The organism is Arthrobacter psychrochitiniphilus (assembly GCF_003185915.1).
GTDB lineage: Bacteria > Actinomycetota > Actinomycetes > Actinomycetales > Micrococcaceae > Specibacter > Specibacter psychrochitiniphilus.
This window is the reverse complement of record NZ_QHLZ01000006.1, coordinates 282,276-305,004: the sequence shown is the minus strand read 5'-3', so window position 1 is coordinate 305,004 and position 22,729 is coordinate 282,276. Positions and strand designations below refer to the sequence as shown.

Below are 22,729 nucleotides of genomic sequence, written 5' to 3'. Positions count from 1 at the left end.
TGTGTGAAAGGCTGGGAAATTAGTTTCCGGTCAGCTTTTCGCGCAGGGCAGCAAGTGCCTCGTCGGAAGCCAGAGTGCCGGCGCCCGATTCGGTTGCAGCAGGCTCGGAGGAGTAGGAAGTCCCTGCGGACTCGCCACCTTCACCGGCGTTATCAGCAGCTGCATCTTCTGCGGCGTGCTCGGCAACCTGCTTCTTGTGTGCTTCCCAGCGAGTCTGGGCATCAGCGTACTGCTGCTCCCAAACGGCGCGCTGGCTCTCGTAGCCTTCAAGCCACTCGTTGGACTCGGAATCGAAGCCCTCCGGGTACTTGTAGTTGCCCTCTTCGTCGTACTCAGCAACCATGCCGTAGAGTGCGGGATCGAACTCGGTGGAGTCGACGTCAACACCTTCGTTGGCCTGCTTGAGTGAGAGCGAGATCCGGCGGCGTTCCAGATCGATGTCGATGACCTTGACGAACAATTCGTCGCCAACGGAGACAACCTGCTCGGCCAGCTCAACGTGGCGCACGGCCAGCTCGGAGATGTGAACCAGGCCTTCGATGCCGTCTTCAACGCGAACGAACGCACCGAAGGGAACCAGCTTGGTGACCTTACCCGGAACAACCTGCCCGAGGGCGTGGGTGCGAGCGAAGGTCTGCCAGGGATCTTCCTGCGTAGCCTTGAGCGAGAGCGATACACGCTCGCGGTCCAGGTCAACTTCCAGAACCTCAACGGTGACTTCCTGGCCAACTTCGACAACCTCAGACGGGTGGTCGATGTGCTTCCAGGACAGCTCGGAAACGTGGACGAGGCCGTCTACGCCGCCGAGGTCAACGAAGGCACCGAAGTTGACGATGGAGGAAACAACGCCGGGACGAACCTGGCCCTTTTCCAGCTTGTTGAGGAACGTGGAGCGAACCTCGGACTGGGTCTGCTCGAGCCAGGCACGGCGGGACAGAACAACGTTGTTGCGGTTCTTGTCCAGCTCGATGATCTTGGCTTCGATCTTCTGACCGATGTAGGGAGCCAGGTCGCGGACACGGCGCATCTCGACCAGCGATGCAGGCAGGAAGCCGCGCAGGCCGATGTCGAGGATAAGACCACCCTTGACCACCTCGATGACGGTACCGGTAACGACACCGTCTTCTTCCTTGACCTTCTCGATGTCGCCCCAGGCACGCTCGTACTGCGCGCGCTTCTTGGAGAGGATCAGTCGGCCTTCTTTATCTTCCTTCGTGAGGACCAAAGCTTCGACCTGATCGCCAACGGAGACTACGTCTCCGGGATCAACGTCGTGCTTGATGGACAGCTCGCGGGAGGGGATGACACCTTCGGTCTTGTAACCGATGTCGAGCAGAACTTCGTCGCGATCAACCTTGACAACGATACCTTCAACGAGGTCACCGTCGTTGAAGTACTTGATGGTTGCATCTACTGCGGCGAGGAATTCTTCAGCAGTACCAATGTCGTTAATGGCAACGACGGGAGTGGTACTAGTCTTCTCGGGGGTCGTGATGGTCATGTAGTAGGGGCTCCGATGTGGATAGTTGGTTTCGACGGATCCGTAGCTTCGCCGCATAGTACTCGCGACGTAACCGTTGCCGGACCCGAATATTATTATGAGTGCAGGGGTTCCTGCGCAGTGCTGTGCATATTTTGGGCAAGTGAGGACCGCAAAGGCCACCACATCACTCATTACATACCCGCTCAGTATAGTTGTTCGGGAGTGGGAGCGCAAAACGCATCCGCCACTTTTCGGCAGCTTGCAATAATGGCGTGTGTGAATGCTTCTACACTTCTGGTCCTTGGGCCGAATGCCTGGTTTTTGCTGGCCGTGATGTTGCTGTTGGCCGCCGTAGTGTGGCGTTGGGCTCTGGGCCGTTCACCCTTCCAACTAGTGACTGCAGGAGCCCGGGCACTTGCACAGTTGAGTGCCGTTGCTCTGATCATTGCGTGGCTGTCACAGCACACGGCGCTGTCCTTCAGCTTTGTAGCCTTCATGTTTGTTATGGCGGTCTGGACGTCGGGGCACCGGGTTGCCCCTTCGGGGCGGTGGTGGATGGCAGCGATTCCCCTGGCGGCGGCCGTGGCGCCCATGGCCGCTCTCATGTTTGCTTTTGGGGTGCTGCCCTTCAACGCGCTGGCCATCATCGCCGTGCTGGGTCAGCAGATTGGCGGGGCCATGTCCGCGGTCACGCTCAGTGGGCGGCGCATCCGTGACGAATTGCACCTGCGGCACGGCGAGACTGAGGCTGCTGTGGCCCTGGGATTCCGCTGGCCGACTGCCCGCTTCATGGTGGGCCTGCCTGTTGCCGGCGAGGCGGTACTACCGGCTGTTGACCAGACCCGCACGGCCGGGCTGGTCACGCTGCCGGGCGCCTTCGTGGGAATGATCCTTGGCGGGGCCGCCCCACTTGATGCAGGCATGATCCAGCTCCTCGTGCTGATTTCCCTGCTGTTCGTCAATTCCACAGCCGCCGCCATGACACTGTGGCTGAGCACTCTGGCGGCATGGGACCGACCACGCTCAGTGGCCGTTTGAGTGCACCTTTCCCGCTTGCCCGTGGCTGATTTCCTGCACGTAGGCGGGAAGGGTGCGCTCAAGTGAAGAAAGCTAAAAATTGGTCATGCAATGCGCTGATTCCTTGGCGGCAAACAGCGCGTCAAAGGCGGCTACCGTCCCGGCAAGATCCTCGCGGATCCGGCCTGCTGCGTGGAGGGTTTGGGCACTGACGGCGCCCAAATACAGGCTGGAGAGTTCACTGACGCCCATGCTCAGCCCAAAGGGAACCGAGCCGTCCTCCGGGCAGCGGGTGACCGTGGCCTTGCCGTGGATTACATCGATCCGGAAGATCCCGGAGGCATGTCCCAGCGGGTCGCCCACGTGGATGGTCAGGCTGCCGTCAGCCCTGTAGTCACGCGCAGCCAGTGCCGCAGGTGTGTCCAGTATCCGCAGCCACAAGAGGTCCTCCGTGGAAGTGCGCTTGTACCGCCGCTTGGCTGCCATGGCCCATTCCAGCGGGTCCACTACTGGAGCCATGGACCACGTGATCACCTCAATTAAATCGAGTGAGCCCAGGAACTTCCACAAGGCCAGGTAGGCGCCGTCGCTGGCCGCGAGCAGGTCCACAATCTGCACGGTGGCCAGGGAGCTGTCAGTGCTCGGCTTGTACGTCACGTAGCCGTCAACAGCTCCGTGCTGGTCGTAGTGGAGCGCCGCCCGAACGTTCTTGACCGGTTCCATGCTCCCGTAGTTGCCGTGGCCCGAGGCACTGAGCCGGTACATGTCATGCCGTCCTATTGATCCGTACCGGCCCGCATGGACTTTGGCAAAGACCTCATTGTGGACGTCCCGGACGGTTGCCGGATCCGCGATTTCAACCTGGCCTTGTTCGGCTGCCGCGGGCACAATAAAGTCCAGGCCGCCCTTGACGTTGACCTCAATGTCACTGGCGTGGGTTGCCACGCCGAATCCGAAGCGCCCGTAAATGGTTGCCTCGGACGCTGTCAGGGCCGCCACCGGGATCCCGGCCGCCTTGGCCTGGGCCAGGTCAGATCCCATCATGGCCCGCAATAATCCACGACGGCGGTGGCTGGGCCGGACCGTCACAGCAGTGATCTGGTGGACCGGAAGCAACGTTCCCCCGCCAACATTGAGGGTCTTTCGGTGGTAGGCGTAAGTGGCTACCGGATAGTCGACCCCCCACGCACCGGCGGGTGACACCGTGTCTTTGAGGTAGGCCCCGGTAGCCATCCGCTCATCGGCCTGCTCACATTCAACATACCGTTTGGCGAGCTCCGGGGTGGGAGCGTCCCCGTGGAACCCTAAAGCCACCGCCTGAATCCAGGCACTGACCTCCGCCGGCACCTCTCCGTCCACGAGCCGGCAGGGGAAGGTGCGCAGCTCATAGGGGAAGGACCGCGGGGCCCGCTGGCGGGTGCTGTGTTCGTTACTCATGAGCTCTTCCATCCGGGTGGGCGAAGTGAGGGTCGGTGCAGTGAAGGTTGGTGCAGTGAAGTGCGAGGCGGTGCTTAGTGTCCGGCGTCGTTCCAGCTGGCGCCGATGCCCACCTGGACTTCCAGCGGCACCTGCAGTTGGGCTGCGGCACCCATTTGTTCTGTGACGAGCGCCTTGACGGTGTCAAGCTCCCCGGGCCAGATTTCCAGGATCAATTCATCATGAACCTGCAACAGCATCCGCGATTTCAGGCCCTGCTCCGTCAGCGCCTTGTCCACGCCGAGCATGGCCTCCTTGATGATGTCCGCGGCCGAGCCTTGGATGGGTGAGTTCAGTGCCACCCGCTCGGCCAACTCGCGCAGTTGGCGGTCGGTGCTGGCCAGATCGGGCAGGTAGCGGCGGCGGCCCTCAATCGTGGAGGTGTAGCCGTCAATGCGGGCTTGTTCCACCACGCCACGGAGGTAGTCGCGGACGCCGCCAAAGCGGTCAAAATAGTCCTTGACCAGGGTGCGGGCCTCATCGACGGAGATTTCCAGCTGCTTGGACAAGCCAAAGCTGGTCAGCCCGTATGCCAGCCCATAGGACATGGCCTTGACCTTGGAACGCATGGCGGAGGTGACCTCTTCCGGGGCCACACCAAACACATGCGAGCCAACGTAGCGGTGCAGGTCCTCGCCCTGGGCATAAGCCTCAATGAGGCCGGCATCCCCTGAGAGGTGGGCCATGATGCGCATTTCAATTTGCGAGTAGTCGGCTGCCAGCAGGCACTCGTAGCCTTCGCTGACCACGAAGATGTCCCGGACCCGGCGTCCTTCCTCGGTGCGGATGGGGATGTTCTGCAAATTGGGGTTGTTGGAGGACAAGCGTCCCGTGGCAGCAACATTTTGGGCGTAAGTGGTGTGGATGCGCCCGTCCTGACCCACCGATTTCTTCAGGGTCTCCACCATTTGCTTGAGCTTGGATGCCTCGCGGTGGGCCATGAGCTGGGCTAAGAATTCGTGCCCGGTCTTTTCCAACAGCATCTTCAAGGAAGCGGCGTCGGTGGTGTAGCCGGTCTTGATCTTCTTGGTCTTGGGCAGCCCCAATTCTTCAAAAAGGACTTCCTGGAGCTGCTTGGGTGAACCCAGGTTGACCTCGTGCCCAATCGCGGCAAAAGCGGCCTCCTGTGCTGCGTTCATGGCAGCGGTGAAATCGGCAAGCAGCGTGGCCAGGCGCTCTTGAGAAACGTCAATGCCCGTCAATTCCATCTCGGCCAGAATAGCGGCCAGAGGAAGTTCCAGCTCGCGTAGCAGGCCTTCAGCGCCACGCTCCACCAGCATGGGGGCGAAATGTTCGCTCAACAGCAGGGCCACGTAGCCGCGCTGGACGGCGTCGGTGAATTTTTTCTCACCCTCCAGTCCCAGGTCCAGCTGCCCGGATTCCTCTTTTGCCGCTTCGAAGGAGACCTTCAGGTGGACTTGGCTCAGCTCGGCCAGTTCGTAGCTGCGCCGGTCAGGCTGGATCAGGTAGCCAGATAGTGAGGTGTCATCGATGACCCCTGCCAAGGCCAGCCCGCGTACCGAGAGCGCCTTGAGCGCTTCCTTGTACTCGTGCACCACCTTCGGCGCATCGGCTGCCAGCCAGGTGGCCAGGGTGTTCTCCAGCGCCTCATCGGCGGTGCTCAGTTCAACCACCACGGCGGAATCGGCACGTACCAGCGCTACCGCGACGGCCTCGTGGGCCAGACCGGCCTTTTCGCTGAGCACATCTACAGCTACGGGGCCCGGGGCGGCCTTCAGCCAGGTGGTGAGTTGGCCCGCCTCAGTGAGAAGCTGATGCTCGGGCACCTCGTGAGCCTCACCGGCATCCTCCGGTTCCTCCTCACCAAAAAGGTCAAAGAGTCGCTTGCGCAGGGTGTTGAACTGGAGCGCGTCAAAGAGTTCCTCAACAGCCTCACGGTCCGGGGATTGCAACAGGGTTTGTTCCAGGGCCACGGGCAGGTCCATGTCACGCAGCAGGTGGTTCAAGTGGCGGTTGCGTTTGACGTCCTCCACATGGGCTCGCAGCGACTCCCCCACCTTGCCGCCAATAGAGTCAACGTTTTCCAGGATCCCGTCCAGGTCCCCGTAGAGCTTGAGCCATTTGGCTGCAGTCTTGGGCCCCACACCGGGAACGCCCGGCAGGTTGTCCGCGGATTCGCCCACCAGCGCAGCCAGATCCGAGTAACGGTTGGGAGGGACCAGGTACTTCTCCTCGACGGCCGCAGCATCCATAGGCGGGATGTCGGAGATGCCCTTCTTCGGGTACAGGACCAGCACTTTTTCGGTGATGAGCTGGAAAGCGTCACGGTCACCGGAGACCACCAGCACGTCCCAGCCGGCGGCTTCGCCCTGGGTAGAGAGCGTGGCGATGATGTCATCAGCTTCAAAACCGTCCACCGAAATGGTGGGAATCTTCATGGCTGCCATGACTTTGATAATGAGATCAATCTGGCCGTAGAACTCCTCAGGAGTTTTATTACGTCCGCCCTTGTACTCCGTGTACTCCAGGGAACGGAAAGTGGGTGTGTCTAGATCGAAGGCCACCACCACATGGGTTGGTTTTTGCTGCCGGATCATGGTCAGCAGCATCGAGGTGAAACCATGCACTGCATTGGTGTGCTGGCCCGTGTCCGTGGCGAAGTTCTCCGGGGGCAGGGCGTAAAAGGCACGGAAGGCCATGGAGTGGCCGTCAACCACCAGCAGGCGCGGGGTTCCCCCGCTGGGAAGCCCGGTAGCAGGGGCTGTAGCGGGCGCTGTGGCTGGCGCTGAAACCGGGCTGGTTGCAACAGTGGACTGGGGGGCCGTCTTGGCAGAATCACTCACAGGTGCCAGCCTAGTCATCATGAGCGATAAATTCACACCGCATCCCCTGACCGAAGAACTCCTCGCCGCAGGAATCCCCACCGAAATTCACGCCATCCTCGGAAAGCACGGCGTGGGCGCCCTGGTCACCAAGATGGGAATCGTGTTCACCGAGATGAGCGCCGAATCCATGGTTGCCACCATGCCTGTTGAGTCAAACACTCAAGTGACGGGTGTGCTCCATGGCGGAGCTCACGTGGTTTTGGCCGAAACGTTGGGTTCCTTTGCTGCTGCTTTTCACGCTGGTCCCGGCAGCAAGGTGGTGGGTATTGAGATCAATGCCACACACCACCGGGCCGCCAGCACGGGCCTGGTCACCGGCACCGCCACGCCCATCCACCTGGGCCGCACCCTCACCACCCACGAGGTTGTTATGAGAAATGACGCTGGCCAGCGCTTATCCACCTGCCGCATCACCAACATGATCCTCTCAAACTAGCCCCCACCAACCCGTACCAATCCGCACCGCCGGAACGCTCCGTTGAGCCTTGGAAGCCGTTAACTTACGACGCCGGGCACCCGCCTTCCGCAGTATGCAAAAGGTGAGTGCCCGGCGTCGTTCTTCAATGGTGAGGCGGGCTTAGACTTCCACGCCAAACACATGCATGGCGGCCTTGTAAAACGGCGGCACAATCAGCACTATTCCGGCCACCACAGCCAGGATGCTGAACCCGAAGCAGACGTAGGAACCAAATTTGGCAGCGCCCGGGGAGTTTGCTTCCGGATCATCACTGACAGCATCCAGCCGCACGCCCAGGGAGTACATGGTGACGACAAATACGGCGCCAACCAAGGTGACGATGGCGACAATGACGAATCCAAACCAGTCAATCATTTGTTGCCCTTCTTAGCGTCAATCTTTGCCTTGTCCTTGGGAGCTTCCGCCTGCGCGGCAGCCTTGGTCATGGCCTTCAAGACAGCCGTATCGGCACGGTCCAGGGCCGTTTGCGCGTCGGCGCGGACGGCGGCGGTTTCGGCAGCACGCCTGGCTGCCTTTTCGGCCACCTTCTGTGCGGCACGGGCCTTGGCGGCCAACTTCTCGCGCTCCTTCTTGCTGGGGATGTTCAGCGCTTCACCCACGGCGTCAACGTCACTGATGGCGTTGTTGTGGTCAACCACTTCACGCTGTGACCTGTAGAACATGAACAAGATGGCGCCCAGTCCCAAGATTGCCACGATGACCAGGCCTACTGTGCCGGTGCGGATCAGCAGGGCGGCAAGGCCACCCACAATGGCCGCCGAAGGTAGGGTCAGGAGCCAGGCAATACCAATCTTGCCAATGGCGCCCCAGCGTACTGTGGCACCCTTGCGGCCCAGTCCGGAGCCAATCACGGAGCCGGAGGCCACGTGCGTGGTGGAGAGAGCGAAGCCAAGGTGGCTGGAGGCCAAAATGGCGGCTGCCGTGCTGGTTTCAGCGGCGAAACCCTGGGCGGGCTTAACGTCTGTCAGGCCGGAGCCGAGCGTGCGGATGATGCGCCAGCCGCCGGCATACGTACCACCGGCAATCGCAATGGCACAGGCCGTGATGACCCAGAGGTGCGGACCTGTTCCTGCTGTTTGCAAGCCCGATGCCACCAGTACCAAGGTGATTACACCCATGGTCTTCTGGGCGTCATTGGTGCCGTGAGCCAGTGCCACGAGGGAGGAACTGAAGACCTGTCCGCGGCGGAAACCGCCACGTTTCTGAGTCAGCTTGTCTCCGGAGTCCGGGTCGGAACGGCGGGTAATACCGTACGCCAGCCGCGTACACAGGTAGGCGACCAGGCCGGCAATGGCCGGCGCCAGGATGGCCGGCAGGAGCACCTTGGAGATAACCACCATGAAGTTCACTGCACCGAATGACCAGGTACCGACGATCGCGGCTCCGATAAGCCCACCGAACAGTGCGTGGGACGAGCTAGAGGGCAGGCCCAGCAACCAGGTGAACAAGTTCCACAGCACGGCACCCATGAGCCCGGCGAAGATCATCTCCGGGGTGATGGCGACACCGTTGGGCCCGCCCTCATTGATGATGCCGCCGGAGATGGTCTTGGCCACCTCGGTGGAGAGGAAAGCACCCACCAGGTTCAAGATTGCGGCCAGGGCCACAGCAGTCTTGGGTTTGATGGCGCCGGTGGCAATGGGAGTTGCCATGGCGTTGGCTGTGTCGTGAAAGCCATTCGTAAAATCAAAGAAGAGGGCCAGTGCTATGACTAGCACGACCATGAAGGTGAGATCCACCCGCGATCCAATCTTGAGGGGGCAAAGGCGAGACTACAAGAATTATTGAGCAGGAAACTTTGTGCCACCGCCCATGACATGAGACAGCGCTGGTGAACCCAACCGCTACGATCCTACGATGATTTTCCCACGCTTGGTGCCCAGAACCCAAGCAGCAGGTTAACGGAAGGTGAACACGGGGTTAACCCCGGCACTAAGAGCGCGCACTAGCATTGGTCCAAGAGCCGCCTGAGCCGAGGTGCTCGCTATCCGCAACACCGTGACCTTGGCCCGTTTTCTGGAAGGACCCCTGCAATGAGTAACCTTGAAACTAGCCCAGATGAGCTGCTTTGCCCCAGTGATCCCGGGCCTTTGGTGGCGGGCGTGCAAATCTTAGCGCCGCGCCTGGTGCCCCTGGGCGGCCCCCGTGCCATGACCGTGCGGCGAACTCTGCCACAACGAGGCCGCTCCCTCATTGGGGCGTGGTGTTTTGTTGATCACTATGGTCCCCATCATATAAAAAACAACCCGCCCATGGCAGTCCCGCCACATCCTCACACCGGGCTGGCTACCCTTAGCTGGCTCTTTAGCGGAGAAATCCTGCACGCCGACAGCGCCGGCAATCACACCTTGATCCGGCCCGGGGAGCTGAACTTAATGACCGCCGGCCGTGGCATCAGCCACTCGGAGTATTCAACGCCCACCACCCACACCTTGCATGGGGTTCAACTGTGGGCGGCGCTGCCGGACGCCGCACGCTTTACCTGGCCCAAATTTGAGCATTACCGGCCAGTTCCACGGCAACTACCCGGAGTGGTCATCAGTGTCTTCCTGGGCTCAGCACTGGGCGAGCACTCCCCCGTTGAGACATTCACGCCCATGGTGGGTGCCGAGATCAGGCTCGACGCCGGCGCCGCGCTGACACTTGATCTGGCCCCAGGCTTTGAACATGGATTCCTTGTTGATACTGGATCCCCGAGCATTGCCGGCACCACGGTTGCCAGCAACGAGCTGGCCTACTTGGGGCTGGGACATGACACGGTGCACCTGGTTGCAGGCCACGCCCCTGTCCGGCTGCTCTTCATAGGAGGCGAGCCCCTCAACGAGTCCATCCTGATGTGGTGGAACTTTGTGGGCCGAACTCACGAGGAGATCGTGGCGTTCCGGGCTGCCTGGCAAGCCGTGATAGGGCAGGAACCAGGCGGTGCGCAGTTTACTTTCACCCTGCCCACCGGCCAGCGTGACGCCCCTCTGCCAGCTCCGGCGCTGCCTACGGTCAGGCTGCGTCCACGCGCCAACCCGAGCTGAGGGCAGAAAGTTCCCTGGCCAGTCTTGGCTACTCTTGGCTGAGGTTGGCCCGCACGCGCGGGGCAACCTCAGTGGCGTAGAGCTCAATGCTTTTCATCAGGGACGCGTGCGGCAGCGTGCCGTGAGAGTATTTCAGATCAAACCGCGAGAGTCCCAGTGTCTTCGCTACCCGGGTGATCTTTTTCGCCACAGTTTCGGGTGAACCCACCACGAGTGCGCCGTTGGGTCCGGCCGTGGCATCAAATTCTGCACGGGTCAGGGCTGGCCATCCCCGGTCCTTGCCAATACGGTTGTGCATGATGGCATAGTGGGGCCAGAGCTCATCCATAGCTTCCTGGTCCGTTGCGGCAATATGGCCTGGTGAATGGACGCCAATGGGCTGGCCGGGCTGGCCGAATTCCTTCAATGCCCGGTGATAGAGCTCGGCAAAGGGTGCAAACTGCGCAGGCTCTCCCCCAATGATGGCCAGCATGAGCGGCAAGCCGTAGTGGGCGGCCCGCACCACCGATTGGGGGCTGCCACCCACGGCAATCCAGGTCTTCAGCGTGCCGGACTCCATGGCCGGGTACACGCTCTGCTGGTGAAGTGCCGGGCGTAGATTACCGCTCCAACTGACGGGTTTTTCCTTGAGCAGTTCGGTGAACAATTCAAGTTTTTCCTCGAAGAGCTCCTCATAATTGGCCAAATCAAGGCCGAAGAGCGGGAAGGATTCCGTGAAGGACCCCCGCCCAAGGATCACCTCCGCGCGGCCGGAGGAAACGGCGTCGAGCGTGGAAAAGCGCTGATACACGCGGATGGGGTCATCGGAGCTCAGTACCGTGACGGCCGAGCCCAAGCGGATGCGCTGTGTTTGCCCGGCAATGGCTGCCAGCACCATATCTGGGGCGGAAATGGCGTAATCGTCACGGTGATGCTCTCCCACGCCAAAGTAGTCAAGGCCCAAGGTGTCAGCCAAGACGGCTTGTTCTACGACGTCGCGAATCACGTGCGCGGCGCTCTTGGGCGCTCCCGTGGCGTCTAGGGTGATGTCACCGAAAGTGTCTAACCCCAGTTCGATGTGCCGGGGTGAGGAAGTGTTCGTAGCCAAGGGGGTTCCGTCCAATCTCAAAGAAAGATGCGTTTGCATCTAAGTGGGGAACTGTTGTGCCACTCAAACTATTCCCGCCGCGGCTAGTGGCGGCGCGGCTAGAGACGGCGCGGCTAGTGACGCCCAGACTCAGGCCTGCCTGGCCATGAGTGCGGCTTTGCTCCGGTAGACGGCCAGAAAACTGCTAATTCGCCGGATGGCTTCTTCAATGTCACCCACGGAAGGCAGGATGACGAAGCGGAAGTGGTCAGGGGTGGGCCAGTGGAACGCGGTGCCGTGGCTGACCAAGATTTTCTGGTCCTGCAGCAGATCAATCACAAATTTCTCATCCGAGTCAATGGGGTAGATCGCCGGATCGAGCTTGACGAACAAGTACATGGCCCCCGCTGCCGGGACGCAGGAGACACCGGGCAGCGCGTTCAGGAGCTCCGAGGCCCTGTCCCGCTGTTCATGTAGGCGTCCACCGGGCTTTGTGAGGTCGTTGATGCTCTGGTAGCCGCCCAGTGAGGTTTGAATGGCATGCTGGGCCGGCACGTTCGAGCACAGGCGCAAGGAGGCAATGAGTTCCAGTGCCTCCTTGAATCCAGCCATGGCGGAGCGGGGACCGGAAAGTGCCACCCAGCCCGCCCGGTAGCCTGGCATCCGGTACGCCTTGGAGAGGCCACTGAACGTGAGCACACACACGTCTTCGGCTAGCGAGGCCATGTGAATGTGGCTGCGGCCGTCGTACAGGATCTTCTCGTAGATCTCATCCGAGAAGATCACCAAATCATGCTCACGGGCCAGCTCCATGAACTTTTCCAGGATGTGCCGCGGATACACCGCACCTGTGGGGTTATTGGGGTTAATGATGACAATGGCCCGGGTTTTCGGCGTAATTTTCGCCTCAACATCGGCCATATCAGGCCACCACGCCGTCTCCTCATCACAGAGGTAATGCACGGGCACACCCCCGGTGAGTGTGACGGTAGCGGTCCACAGTGGATAGTCCGGTGCTGGGATAAGGACCTCGTCACCGTTTTCCAAAAACGCCTGCAGCGTCATGGAAATAAGTTCGCTGACACCATTTCCCACGAAGATATCATCCACACCGATCTTCATCAGACCCTTGGTTTGGTAGTACTGGGAGATAGCGGTCCGGGCCGAGAAGATGCCCTTGGAATCGCTGTAGCCCTGTGCCCCGCGGAGGTGGTGGATCATGTCCACAACAATGGATTCCGGCGCCTCAAGGCCAAACGGGGCCGTATCGCCTAAATTCATGCGCAGGATCCGGTGCCCCTCCGCCTCCATTTTCTGGGCGGCGTGCAGGATGGGACCGCGAAGTTCGTACCGGACATTGGCTAGTTTTGAAGAATGTTGCATGGGGCGCATACATTCCATCTTCACACAAGCGCGGGTGGCCAAAGCCGCATTGTCCGCATTCCGGTCAGCCGTGCCCCCCGCTGCGGCAAGGACGCCTTCACTCTTGAATGACGCTGAGCACGTTTCCTGCAGGATCCCTAAACCAGGCAATCAAGGGCCCGCCCTTGCGGAAAATCCCTGCAGAATCCGTCTCCATCGGGGTGCCCGCGTAGTGTTCAAGTTCCACGCCGGCCCGCACCAACGCCTCCACGGCGCCTTCGATCTCGGGAACAGGAAAGTTCAAAACAGTGAAGGATGCTGGCTGATGCGCGGCACCCTTGGGATAGAGAATAATCTTTGACCCGCCGGGCGGATGCAATGAAAGCATCCCGTTCTCCTCGCTGACCACCAGCCCCAGAGTTCCGCCATAAAATGAACGTGCCACAGGAATATCATCGACTGAGAATCCACTGAAGGCGCTGCTCTTTTCAAACATGGTGAGTACTTCCTTCTTGCCAGCGTGTGCCTATCCTCATCCAGTGTAGGTATCAGGGGTAGGTGGGCACCAGAGAATTTTTTTACTTCGCTTGAACTTCCCTGATGTGGGCGCGCTTCCTGAGGCCCTGAATTCCGGCGAGTGCTACAGGGATTTTTCCGAGGCTTCCTTGACTTGTTTGCGCAGGATCTTGCCCAGCATGGAGCGTGGCATGTCCGGCACTTCAATGATCCGCACGGGCACCTTGTACCGGGCCAGGTATTCCTTGCAAAAGGCGCGCAGGCCGGGCTCGTCCAACACAGTCCCGGGTTCCAATTGGACGGCTGCCACTACCATCTCCCCGCCCCGTGGGGAGTTCGCACCGAACACGGCAGCCTCAAGGACGGACTCGTGCCGGCGCAGCACCTGCTCCACCTCGGAGGGAGAGACGTTGAATCCGCCCGTGATGATCAGCTCCTTGGCGCGGTCAACTATGGTGGTGAATCCTTCCGGATCAACCGTGACAATGTCCCCGGTACGCAGCCAACCGCCGTCGGTCAGAGTTTTTGCGGTTTCCCCCGGATTGTTCCAGTAGCCCGGAAATACCTGCGGGCCTTTGAGCAGCAGTTCTCCCGGCTCGCCGGCAGTGACCTCGCGGGAGGGATCCTCAATGTCCACAACCTTCATCAACGTTGATGGGAAGGGAACGCCAATGGTCCCTGTTCGCCGCGTTGAGGCGAACGGATTTCCCAGCGCCACAGGTGAGGACTCGGTCATGCCATACCCCTCAACAAGGAGTCCTCCGGAGACTGACTCCCAGAGCTCCACCACGTGTTCGGGCAAGCTCATGGCCCCGGAGATGGCGAATCTGATGGACCGCAGTGACACCCCTTGTTCCTGGGCGGCCACTGCGGTGCGCTCGTAAATGGGCGGCACGGCGCAGTAGACGGTGGCAGGAGTCTTCTTCATGGCGGAGATCACCAGATCCGTCTCGAATTTGGGGAAGAGAACAAGCAGGCCCTGTTTGCGGATACCGAAGGTGAGGTAGAGGGTCATGCCGAAAGCATGAAACATGGGCAGCACGGCGTAGAGGACCTCATTGCGCAATTGCGCACCTTGCATCCAGGCCTCGCCCTGCAGCGCATTGGCGTAGAGGTTGCGGTGGGTGAGCATGGCACCCTTGGGCCGGCCGGTGGTGCCGGAGGTGTAGCCAATAACCGCCAGGTCCGCCACGCCGGGCCGGGTGGCCGAGGCCCCAAGAGCCTCACCGGCTAGGAGTTCGCGCCACGGCATGGTCCCTGGGGCGGGCCCTGACAATGCCTCGCGGGAGGTTCGCATTTTCCGCAACGGCAAGGATAGGGCCAGGCGTTTGACGGTGGGGAATTCCGTCAACAGATTCACCGAAATGATCCGCTCCGGAACCATCCCGTCGGGGAAACTCGCCACGGCGGATACGGCCTTGTCCCAGACAATAGCAATCCGGGCACCGTGATCCTGGAATTGGTGTAAGAGTTCCTCCGAGGTGTACAGCGGATTGTGCTCCACCACCACAGCGCCCAAGCTCAACACCGCGTAGAAGGAAACCACGTGCTGGGGGCAGTTTGGCAGCACCAACGCCACCCGGTCCCCCGCCCGGACTCCAAGCCGGCTCAGCCCGCCCGCGGCACGGGCTACCTGCTGTCCTAGATGGCGGTAGCTGGTGCGGCGCCCAAAGAATTCCATGGCCGGGCTGTCTCCAGCTTCCTGCACGGAGCGTTCAAACATATCCACCAGAGATTCCGTGGGCATCTGAATCTCTGCCGGAACACCCGCCTGATAGTTGGCTACCCATGGTTGCTGGACAGGGCCCGGTGATTCGGCCGTGTTGGTGCACTCGTTGTTCGGCATGGTTCCATCTTGCCGCTTGCAGAGAGAATTCTTCAAACAGTTACCCGTTGGTGCTGGACTCATGGCGTGAGGCTCGTTAGCGTGGAATCACTGACCTTGTAGGAAATAACTTACAGTAAACTACTTGGACTTATTGCCCTACGAATAGCAGCACTTTCACTACTAATGCACTATAAGGAGAGCCGTTATGGGTTTCATCGGATGGATTATTTTGGGCCTCATTGTCGGGGCTATCGTCAAGGCCATTATGCCCGGCAAGGTAGGCGGCGGCTGGGTCACGAGCTTGATCCTTGGCGTGGTGGGCGCCGTGGTGGGCGGCTGGATCGGTGACGCTCTCTTTAACAAGGGTGAAATGGGCTTCTTCAATATCTGGTCCTGGATTCTGGCCATTGTGGGTGGTTTGGTGGTTGCCGGGATTTACGGTGCTATCACCGGACGCAGCAAGACAGCCGCCTAGGAGCTTCTGAACCGTGATATTAAATCAACGAGGCCCGGCCACAGCGCCGGGCCTCGTCACGTCCGGAGCAGCCGTCGCTAAAGCCGGCGCTCCAGCCCCTGACGACGACCGCAAACCGGACACCCCCGCCCAACTGCCAGCAAAGTCATGGAAGTATGCCGGGCGGCGTTCATTGGCCAAGTTCAGCGCAGATGGCTGCACGGATCTAGCAGCATCACTGACCTACTTCGGCGTGCTCTCCCTTTTCCCGGCGCTTCTGGCCCTGATCTCGATCATGGGTCTAGTGGGTCAGGCAGAACAGACCTCCGCACTTCTGCTCGATATGGTGAGCCGCGCTGCTGGCCCCGATACTGTTGAAGCCATCCGGCAGCCAGTAGAGCAGCTGACAAGTTCCCCCGCTGCCGGGTTGACCCTAGCTCTGGGAATTATCACGGCTCTATGGTCCGCCTCGGGTTATGTTGGCGCCTTTAGCCGGGCCATGAACAGGATTTATGGCATGGATGAGGGGCGGCCCATCTGGAAACTGCGCCCAGTCCTGCTACTAGTGACACTGGCCGTAGTTCTCTTAGTGGCCGTCATGGCCCTAATGGTCTTAGTCTCTGGGCCCGTAGCACAGGCTGTGGGTGAGGTGTTCGGAATCGGACCTGCCGCTCTCACGGTCTGGTCTATCGCCAAGTGGCCCGTGGTGGGTATCTTGGCAGTGGTGCTGATTGCCATCTTGTACTACTTCACCCCTAATGTGCGTCAGCCAAAATTCCGCTGGATTAGTATTGGCGCCACCGTCGCGTTGGTGGCCGTAATTGTGTCTTCAGCAGCGTTTGGCCTGTACGTGGCAAACTTCTCGCACTACAACAAAACCTACGGAACCATTGCTGGCATGATCGTGCTGCTGCTCTGGATGTGGATTATGAACCTGATGCTGCTCTTCGGGGCCGAGGTAGACGCAGAACTTGAACGCGTGCGTGAACTCCAAACAGGGATCAAAGCGGAATCACAACTTCAGCTGCCCCCGCGCGATATTTCCGCCAGCGCCAAGAAACAAATCAAAGAACATCAGCTTCTCACCGAGGGCCGCCAACTACGTACCGAACTAAGCACAGATGCGGAGCCTCCGGTGAGTAAAACTGCCGAGGCCCGCACTCTGCTGTGGCTCGCCGGAATCGGCGCCGGTGCCCTTGTTGTGTCCGCGGTACGCGCCCGGCGGCGTCAACCCTGAGTGTGCCACTCGGCGAGAGCGTCGCAGAAGCGCCCGCTGACGCTCCCGGAGGGAAACATCCAGTGGCCCTAAAAAACTGTCCGGGGGCAGGTTTGGGGCCTCTTTGAAGCTGTTGCATTTCTCACAATTGGGGAATTTTCCATCTCCTTAGCACAGACCCGCGATGCCCTGTTGCCCGGAAATAATTGATAGGCTGGGAAGTCGGCCCTGCTCTCTTAACGAAAGCTGCCGCAACCACTCCCATTCCCTCTAAGGAGAACTAAGCCTCAATGACATCCGTGGCCACTGAATCACCGCGTGAACAGCTCTGGAATCGCCGTTATGACGAGAACATTGCTCCCATCACCGAACTTTGCGACTCGCTGGCCGAAGCGCGGCCCGAGCAGCAAGTGGCCTACGTGGACCCCGTTCACGACGTGGACGAGTGCAAGATCATCAGCCTGTTCTCAAACGTTGGCGAATTGGACTCCTCCGGGTTCGTCACAGCAGGAGATGAGCAGGCAGCCACACGGCTTCTGGGCATCCACTGGCAGCTGGGCCTGCGCCCCAGCTACGTCATGCCGTGGAACGTCCACCCTTGGTTCACCCCGGGCGAAGCCAATGGCCGCCTCACGGCACCCCAGATTGAGCAGGGCCTGCGCCCGCTCGTAAAATTCCTCACACTTGTACCGCGCGCCTCAGCTTTGGTTGCCCACGGCACCGAAGCTCACCGGTTGGCGGATCAGTTGTTGAAGGCTCAGGGCCCCATGCTGTACAAGCGCGGTTTTGGAATTTACAAGGTCCGCTCACTATCCGGCCGTAGCTTCGCTGGCTCAGCGGAGCGTCAGGAGCAGTGGCTGCTGGAATCCGCCAAGGCCTATGCCGAGTCAATGACGCGCAACGGAATCACCGTCAAGGGACGCTAAGGCTTCACCCCGGACTTCTCCCATTGCACCAACAAAGCGGCCCCAGCCATGACGGTTGGGGCCGCTTTGTTGGTTTGGGAGTATGGACCGGACACCACACAGGGAAGTGAACTGGTGGGTTCTAGTGAGGCGGACCAGCCGGTGGGCTAACACCGAGTCAGAGCAACGCCCCGCCAGGTTTTCCAGGACCGCCTTGCACGTTACCCAAGCCAGGCAGCTCTGAACCGGCAGCAGTGATCCACTCTGACAAGGCCGGCCGTGCTGCACAGAGTGGCTCTCAGTGCAGCCGCGCAACTGAGCCGTGTCGTAGGCGGCTTGAAGTGCTGCCCTGTCAATTTTCTTTCCTCTCATCAGGGCGACAAAAAACGCATTGGGCACCTGCGTCCATCCAACTCAAAGCAGTCAGTGGCCAAGGCCCCTAGAAAATACTCAAGGAAACACGCCCGGCGCAACAATGCCTGCCCCGCGGTATTATCCATCCTGCTGCAAACGGGGTGTGCAAACCTCTTTTGGGGACCGCTGGCGCAGAACTTTTTTCGACTAAACTTGGCCGAGTGACGCAAACGAATTCCAAACAAAGTTCCAAAACCCTCATCTATGCCGCCATAGCGGACCTTGTGCTGGTAGTGCTGTTCGCCCTCTCTGGCCGAAGCTCCCACAGCGAATCACTCACGGCAGCCGGCGTACTCCAAACCGCCTGGCCCTTCCTGGCTGCACTGGCCATAGGCTGGCTTGTGTGCCGCATGTGGCGGGCCCCTCTGGCCGTCTGGCCCCAGGGCGTGTGCCTGTGGTTGATCACCGTGGCTGGCGGTATGGCCTTGCGCATCCTCTCCGGGAACACCGCCGAACTGCCCTTTGTCATTGTTGCCACCCTGGTCTTGGCACTATTCCTGCTGGGCCACCGGCTCCTCGCAACATTCGTAACGCGACGGCCCAAACGAGCGTGATTCAGGCAACGATTGAGTTAGGATCGTTAGAAGCTTTTAGCCGCAAAGACAAGCCCCACGAGAGGGAACACACCTGTGATCACCGCATTTGTCCTGATTAAAACTGATGCAACCCGGATTCCCGAGTCTGCCCAGGAAATTTCCGAATTGGTCGGAATCAGTGAAGTTTATTCAGTGACCGGCGAGTGGGACCTTATTGCCATTGCCCGGGTAGAAAAGCATGAGGATCTGGCCGACGTTATTGCTGACAAGCTCTCGAAGGTGAAGTCGGTTGTTTCCACCACCACGCAGATTTCCTTCCGCGCCTACTCCCAGAATGATCTGGACGCGGCGTTCTCCCTCGGCTTCGACCACTGAGCCCCAGGATGCAGCTGGAAATTGCTGTTCAGGACGTCCCCGGCGCACAGCTCGCAGCCGCCCATGGAGCGGCCCGCATTGAGTTGTGTTGCGCCTTGCAACTGGGCGGGCTGACGCCCTCCCAAGGACTACTCCAAAGCGTCCGCTCTGCTGAACCGGCTCTGCCCATTCATGCCCTCATTCGGCCGCGCCCGGGAGACTATGTCTACGACGAGGCTGCTGTGGCGCTCATGGTTGCGGAGATCAAGGCCATGCGCGACGGCGGTGCCACCGGAGTAGTCATTGGGGCCCTCACAGCGGCTGACACCATTGACTATCAGAGCGTCCAGACATTGGTGGCGGCCGCCGATGGATTGCACATCACCTTTCACCGGGCTGTGGACCATCTTTCTTTGTCCGACGCCGTTGCCGCAGTCCCACATCTGGCTGACTTGGGCGTCTGCCGCATCCTCAGCTCCGGTGGGGCCGCCAGCGCAGGAACCGGGCTGGAACAGCTGCAAGCCATGCATGAGGCATCGGCAGGAGCATTGAGCATCATGGCAGGTGGCGGTGTGAAAATCTCCGACTTCGCCGCGTTCTACGACGCCGGTCTGCGTGATGTGCATCTTTCAGCCAAGCGGACCCTCAACACCAGGCCCCCTGGCCACCTCACGGGTGCGGCCCTGGCTGAGGATCACAGCTATTTCGCTACGGATGCCGCGCTGGTGGAACAAGCCGGACAAGCCGCGCGAGCCCTTCACTAGCCAGTGCCTGAACTGAGCCGGGGCGTCCCTGGCCTTGGGACTGCCCGGGCTCGGGAGTACACGGAATTAGGGCTATTACGACTTGGGACGGCCAAGGCTGGGGTATTGGGCGTGTTTGTAAACCGCCAGGGAAAGTCTCTCTTGGGCTAGGCCTGTTCGGCTTGGCCGCCCAAGGCGACCCAGTGGCTCAGGACCGTGGCAGCCGCGCCACTGTCAATAGCTGCTTCAGCCTTGGCTAGGCCAGCTGCCATACGTTCCTGCAGCGTACCCAGCCCGGAAACGTTATACGCCACCAGCCCTGCCGCCGCGTTCAGGACCACGGCGTCGCGCACGGGCGAATGTTCCCCATCCAGGATGCGGCGCACCACCTCGGCATTGAAGGGGGCATCTTTCCCCCGCAGGTCCTCGATGGTGGCACGGGGAATGCCCAGCTCCAGGGGTTCAAAGTGACTCTCGGTGATCTGGCCTTCCCGCACTTCCCAAATGGTGGAGGTGCCCGTGGTGGTAAGTTCATCCAGGCCATCGCTGCCACGGAACACCAAAGCCCGCACGTTCCGGGCCGCCAGGACGCCCGCCATGAGTGGGGCCATGCGGGCATCCGCCACACCAATGGCCGAGGCAACCACCCTGGCTGGGTTAGTAAGCGGGCCTAGGAAGTTGAAAGCGGTGGGGACGCCTATTTCCTTCCTGGCAACTGCGGCGTGGCGCATGGAGGGGTGGAAGAAATTAGCGAAGCAGAAGGTGATTCCCACCTCTGTCGCGGCCCGGGTGAGAATCTCCAGCGGCAAATCCAGACGCACGCCCAGGTTCTCCAGAACATCAGCTGACCCTGCCGCTGAGGAAGAAGCACGGTTGCCGTGCTTGACCACCGTAGCCCCGGCGCCGGCGCACACCAAGGCGGCCATGGTGGAAATATTTACCGTATTTAAGCGGTCCCCGCCGGTGCCAACAATATCCAGCGCGTCTCCTGGAACATGCAACGGCCTGGCGTTCTCTAGCATTGCCTCGACGAGTCCGTTAACTTCCGCGACGGTTTCACCTTTGGCTCGCAGCGCCACCAGGAACCCGGCGATCTGCACATCCGTAGCATTTCCGGCCATGATCGTGTTCATGGCCCACTGAGTTGCATCCTGTCCAAGATCTTGACCCGCGATCAGTGCGCCGATCAGATTGGGCCAGGTGTGTGTGCTTACCGGAATGTTTTGGAGAGGATTCACCCTCCAGATATTAGACGAATAAGTGACAACTCCAGCGTTTGTGACCATTGACACGTGGAGCGTGTTGTGCATACAGAACTGGGTTTTTGCTGTGAATACGCAGGAATTTCGCAAGTTTGTAGAAAAAGATCACGTGATCGGAGTTTTGCATTGGGTTCTGAGGCTTTTTATAGACATAATGTCTATGTGACAACTGCGACCCATGCCCCCAGTACCCCGGCGCATCCGACGCTGAACCGCCCGAACATGGTTTCTGTAGGAACCGTAGTTTGGCTGTCCAGTGAGCTGATGTTCTTTGCCGGCCTTTTTGCCATGTACTTCACACTGCGCTCCACCACAGGTGGTTTGTGGGCTGAAGAAACGGCCAAGCTGAACTTCCCGTTCGCCTTGGTAAACACCCTCATCCTGGTTTCCAGCTCCTTCAGCTGCCAGATGGGTGTGTTCACCGCGGAGAACCTTCGGCCTCGCCGCACTGGACGCCTCTTCCAATTCTCCAAGTGGGGAATGACGGAGTGGTTCCTGTTGACCTTCGTTCTTGGTTCAATCTTCGTTGCCGGTCAGACGACCGAGTACGCGATGCTGACTTCCGAGTACGTGACCCTGAATTCAAACGCCTATGGCTCCGCCTTCTACATAACGACTGGTTTCCACGGCCTGCACGTTATTGGTGGTCTCATAGCATTCCTCCTTATCATTGGCCGCGCCTATGCAGCCAAGAAGTTTGGACACTTCGAAGCTACGAGTGCGATCGTGACTTCTTACTACTGGCACTTCGTGGATGTTGTGTGGATTGGCCTCTTCTTGGTCATCTACGTGCTGAAGTAAGCTGCCAACAGCTCTCTTCTCTACAAGGTAAGAATTAGCATTTGCGGCTCTCACTAGGGGCTGCTGGATATAGATCAAAGGAACCACCAAGTGAAGGCACTCTCGCAGAAGCGACGTCATCCGCTGGCCGCACTAGCGTTGCTAGTGATGGGGCTCATGCTGACAGGTGGGCTATACGCCGTTGTCACAACCGTGAATCAGGCTAAGGCCGATACCACCACTTACACAGCGCAGGAAGTACAAGAGGGCGAGAAGCTTTTTATTGCTAACTGCGCCACCTGTCACGGCCTCGGCGCCAACGGCACTGACGCAGGACCGTCTTTGGCCGGTGTTGGCGCCGCAGCTGTTGATTTCCAGGTTGGCACGGGCCGCATGCCCATGCAGATGCAGGGCCCGCAGGCTCGGCAGAAACCGAAGCAGTTCACCACCTCCCAGACCCGTGAAATGGCTGCCTATGTAGCCACACTCGGTGACGGTCCGGCACTGCCTGAAGAGCAGTACATCGACGGTGGCGGCGACGCTGCTGTTGGCGGCGAGCTGTTCCGTGTTAACTGCGCCATGTGCCACAACGCTGCCGCTGCCGGTGGCGCCCTGACACGAGGCAAGTTCGCACCCCCGCTGGCTGGTGTCTCGAGCAGCCACATCTACAGCGCCATGGTGACCGGCCCGCAGAACATGCCGGTCTTCAACGACACGAACATCACCCCTGAAGGCAAACGCGACATCATCACCTTCTTGAACACCATTGAAAACCAAGGTGCGCCTGGTGGAGCACAGCTTGGCTCACTGGGCCCTGTCTCAGAAGGCTTGTTCCTCTGGACCGTGGTTCTGGGTGTCATCATCGGATTTACCATTTGGCTCACCTCACGGACTTCCTAAGTCCCAAGAAGCCTTAAGATTTTGGCTGCAGCTGCAGCCACAGAAACATACATTACGACCCCGGGAA

The 22,729-nt window shown here is 60.0% G+C and carries 21 protein-coding genes; 11 read left to right on the top strand and 10 right to left on the bottom strand.

Annotated features, from left to right (window positions below):
* Nucleotides 1-19: 19 nt before the first annotated feature.
* Complete coding sequence (gene rpsA / locus CVS29_RS11700) at nt 20-1,501, bottom strand: 30S ribosomal protein S1 (protein WP_110106486.1); 1,482 nt, start codon at nt 1,499-1,501, stop codon at nt 20-22.
* Nucleotides 1,502-1,759: 258 nt separating this feature from the next.
* Here rpsA and CVS29_RS11695 point away from each other — a divergent pair, with 258 nt between their 5' ends.
* Complete coding sequence (locus tag CVS29_RS11695; RefSeq protein ID WP_211315124.1) at nt 1,760-2,521, top strand: ABC transporter permease; 762 nt, start codon at nt 1,760-1,762, stop codon at nt 2,519-2,521.
* Between the two features lie 72 nt (nt 2,522-2,593).
* On the opposite strand, the gene CVS29_RS11690 is transcribed toward CVS29_RS11695, so the two are convergent.
* Together CVS29_RS11690 and polA are read right to left on the bottom strand one after the other, a co-directional pair.
* Nucleotides 2,594-3,937 (bottom strand): GNAT family N-acetyltransferase, encoded by a 1,344-nt coding sequence (locus CVS29_RS11690; RefSeq protein WP_170120961.1) that lies wholly within the window; start codon nt 3,935-3,937, stop codon nt 2,594-2,596.
* 74 nt (nt 3,938-4,011) lie between these two features.
* Nucleotides 4,012-6,636, bottom strand: a complete 2,625-nt coding sequence (gene polA / locus CVS29_RS11685; protein ID WP_245932210.1) for a DNA polymerase I — start codon at nt 6,634-6,636, stop codon at nt 4,012-4,014.
* Between the two features lie 163 nt (nt 6,637-6,799).
* Between polA and CVS29_RS11680 the strand changes: the two genes are divergently transcribed.
* Nucleotides 6,800-7,258, top strand: coding sequence for a hotdog fold thioesterase (locus CVS29_RS11680; protein ID WP_110106482.1), 459 nt, complete (start codon nt 6,800-6,802; stop codon nt 7,256-7,258).
* A 141-nt stretch (nt 7,259-7,399) separates the two neighbouring features.
* On the opposite strand, the gene CVS29_RS11675 is transcribed toward CVS29_RS11680, so the two are convergent.
* Nucleotides 7,400-7,654 (bottom strand): hypothetical protein, encoded by a 255-nt coding sequence (locus tag CVS29_RS11675; protein WP_110106481.1) that lies wholly within the window; start codon nt 7,652-7,654, stop codon nt 7,400-7,402.
* The gene (locus CVS29_RS11670; protein ID WP_110106480.1) at nt 7,651-9,039 is read right to left on the bottom strand and encodes an inorganic phosphate transporter; all 1,389 of its coding nucleotides are present in this window, start codon (nt 9,037-9,039) and stop codon (nt 7,651-7,653) included. Before CVS29_RS11670 ends, CVS29_RS11675 begins: the two co-directional genes overlap by 4 nt.
* A gap of 294 nt (nt 9,040-9,333) precedes the next feature.
* Here CVS29_RS11670 and CVS29_RS11665 point away from each other — a divergent pair, with 294 nt between their 5' ends.
* Complete coding sequence (locus CVS29_RS11665; RefSeq protein ID WP_110106479.1) at nt 9,334-10,326, top strand: pirin family protein; 993 nt, start codon at nt 9,334-9,336, stop codon at nt 10,324-10,326.
* A gap of 28 nt (nt 10,327-10,354) precedes the next feature.
* On the opposite strand, the gene CVS29_RS11660 is transcribed toward CVS29_RS11665, so the two are convergent.
* From CVS29_RS11660 to CVS29_RS11645, 4 genes are all read right to left on the bottom strand, one after another.
* Nucleotides 10,355-11,413 carry an LLM class flavin-dependent oxidoreductase gene (locus CVS29_RS11660; protein ID WP_245932201.1) on the bottom strand — a complete coding sequence of 353 codons (1,059 nt, stop codon included), beginning with the start codon at nt 11,411-11,413 and terminating at the stop codon, nt 10,355-10,357.
* 129 nt (nt 11,414-11,542) lie between these two features.
* A complete protein-coding gene (locus tag CVS29_RS11655; RefSeq protein WP_110106477.1) occupies nt 11,543-12,784 on the bottom strand; it encodes a pyridoxal phosphate-dependent aminotransferase in 1,242 nt (413 codons plus the stop codon).
* An 88-nt stretch (nt 12,785-12,872) separates the two neighbouring features.
* A complete protein-coding gene (locus tag CVS29_RS11650; protein ID WP_110106476.1) occupies nt 12,873-13,250 on the bottom strand; it encodes a VOC family protein in 378 nt (125 codons plus the stop codon).
* 144 nt (nt 13,251-13,394) lie between these two features.
* Nucleotides 13,395-15,116 (bottom strand): long-chain-fatty-acid--CoA ligase, encoded by a 1,722-nt coding sequence (locus tag CVS29_RS11645; protein WP_110106475.1) that lies wholly within the window; start codon nt 15,114-15,116, stop codon nt 13,395-13,397.
* A 187-nt stretch (nt 15,117-15,303) separates the two neighbouring features.
* On the opposite strand from CVS29_RS11645, the gene CVS29_RS11640 reads away from it, so the two are divergent.
* The 6 genes from CVS29_RS11640 to CVS29_RS11615 all read left to right on the top strand — a co-directional run bounded on the left by CVS29_RS11640 (nt 15,304) and on the right by CVS29_RS11615 (nt 19,741).
* Complete coding sequence (locus tag CVS29_RS11640; protein WP_110106474.1) at nt 15,304-15,573, top strand: GlsB/YeaQ/YmgE family stress response membrane protein; 270 nt, start codon at nt 15,304-15,306, stop codon at nt 15,571-15,573.
* Between the two features lie 13 nt (nt 15,574-15,586).
* Complete coding sequence (locus CVS29_RS11635) at nt 15,587-16,789, top strand: YihY/virulence factor BrkB family protein (protein ID WP_245932200.1); 1,203 nt, start codon at nt 15,587-15,589, stop codon at nt 16,787-16,789.
* 269 nt (nt 16,790-17,058) lie between these two features.
* Complete coding sequence (locus tag CVS29_RS11630; RefSeq protein ID WP_110106473.1) at nt 17,059-17,694, top strand: uracil-DNA glycosylase family protein; 636 nt, start codon at nt 17,059-17,061, stop codon at nt 17,692-17,694.
* 554 nt (nt 17,695-18,248) lie between these two features.
* Nucleotides 18,249-18,641, top strand: a complete 393-nt coding sequence (locus CVS29_RS11625) for a DUF3054 domain-containing protein (RefSeq protein WP_179442418.1) — start codon at nt 18,249-18,251, stop codon at nt 18,639-18,641.
* Nucleotides 18,642-18,716: 75 nt separating this feature from the next.
* Complete coding sequence (locus tag CVS29_RS11620) at nt 18,717-18,998, top strand: Lrp/AsnC family transcriptional regulator (RefSeq protein WP_110106472.1); 282 nt, start codon at nt 18,717-18,719, stop codon at nt 18,996-18,998.
* A gap of 8 nt (nt 18,999-19,006) precedes the next feature.
* A complete protein-coding gene (locus CVS29_RS11615) occupies nt 19,007-19,741 on the top strand; it encodes a copper homeostasis protein CutC (RefSeq protein WP_110106471.1) in 735 nt (244 codons plus the stop codon).
* Between the two features lie 146 nt (nt 19,742-19,887).
* Here the strand turns inward: CVS29_RS11615 and trpD are convergent, their stop codons facing one another.
* On the bottom strand, nt 19,888-20,958 hold the full coding sequence (trpD, locus tag CVS29_RS11610) for an anthranilate phosphoribosyltransferase (protein ID WP_245932199.1): 1,071 nt from the start codon (nt 20,956-20,958) through the stop codon (nt 19,888-19,890).
* Between the two features lie 186 nt (nt 20,959-21,144).
* Here trpD and ctaE point away from each other — a divergent pair, with 186 nt between their 5' ends.
* On the top strand, nt 21,145-21,783 hold the full coding sequence (gene ctaE / locus CVS29_RS11605) for an aa3-type cytochrome oxidase subunit III (protein WP_179442420.1): 639 nt from the start codon (nt 21,145-21,147) through the stop codon (nt 21,781-21,783).
* 90 nt (nt 21,784-21,873) lie between these two features.
* Nucleotides 21,874-22,662 carry a cytochrome bc1 complex diheme cytochrome c subunit gene (qcrC, locus tag CVS29_RS11600; protein ID WP_110106468.1) on the top strand — a complete coding sequence of 263 codons (789 nt, stop codon included), beginning with the start codon at nt 21,874-21,876 and terminating at the stop codon, nt 22,660-22,662.
* The last annotated feature ends 67 nt before the right edge of the window (nt 22,663-22,729 follow it).

Excerpts from the sequence above, each read along its gene's own strand:
- rpsA (WP_110106486.1), bottom strand. The coding sequence starts at position 1,501 with ATGACCATCACGACCCCCGAGAAGACTAGTACCACTCCCGTCGTTGCC.
- CVS29_RS11655 (WP_110106477.1), bottom strand. The coding sequence starts at position 12,784 with ATGCGCCCCATGCAACATTCTTCAAAACTAGCCAATGTCCGGTACGAA.
- polA (WP_245932210.1), bottom strand. The coding sequence starts at position 6,636 with ATGGCCTTCCGTGCCTTTTACGCCCTGCCCCCGGAGAACTTCGCCACG.
- CVS29_RS11615 (WP_110106471.1), top strand. The coding sequence starts at position 19,007 with ATGCAGCTGGAAATTGCTGTTCAGGACGTCCCCGGCGCACAGCTCGCA.
- CVS29_RS11665 (WP_110106479.1), top strand. The coding sequence starts at position 9,334 with ATGAGTAACCTTGAAACTAGCCCAGATGAGCTGCTTTGCCCCAGTGAT.
- CVS29_RS11675 (WP_110106481.1), bottom strand. The coding sequence starts at position 7,654 with ATGATTGACTGGTTTGGATTCGTCATTGTCGCCATCGTCACCTTGGTT.
- CVS29_RS11690 (WP_170120961.1), bottom strand. The coding sequence starts at position 3,937 with ATGAGTAACGAACACAGCACCCGCCAGCGGGCCCCGCGGTCCTTCCCC.
- CVS29_RS11645 (WP_110106475.1), bottom strand. The coding sequence starts at position 15,116 with ATGCCGAACAACGAGTGCACCAACACGGCCGAATCACCGGGCCCTGTC.
- CVS29_RS11630 (WP_110106473.1), top strand. The coding sequence starts at position 17,059 with ATGACATCCGTGGCCACTGAATCACCGCGTGAACAGCTCTGGAATCGC.
- CVS29_RS11680 (WP_110106482.1), top strand. The coding sequence starts at position 6,800 with ATGAGCGATAAATTCACACCGCATCCCCTGACCGAAGAACTCCTCGCC.
- CVS29_RS11650 (WP_110106476.1), bottom strand. The coding sequence starts at position 13,250 with ATGTTTGAAAAGAGCAGCGCCTTCAGTGGATTCTCAGTCGATGATATT.
- CVS29_RS11640 (WP_110106474.1), top strand. The coding sequence starts at position 15,304 with ATGGGTTTCATCGGATGGATTATTTTGGGCCTCATTGTCGGGGCTATC.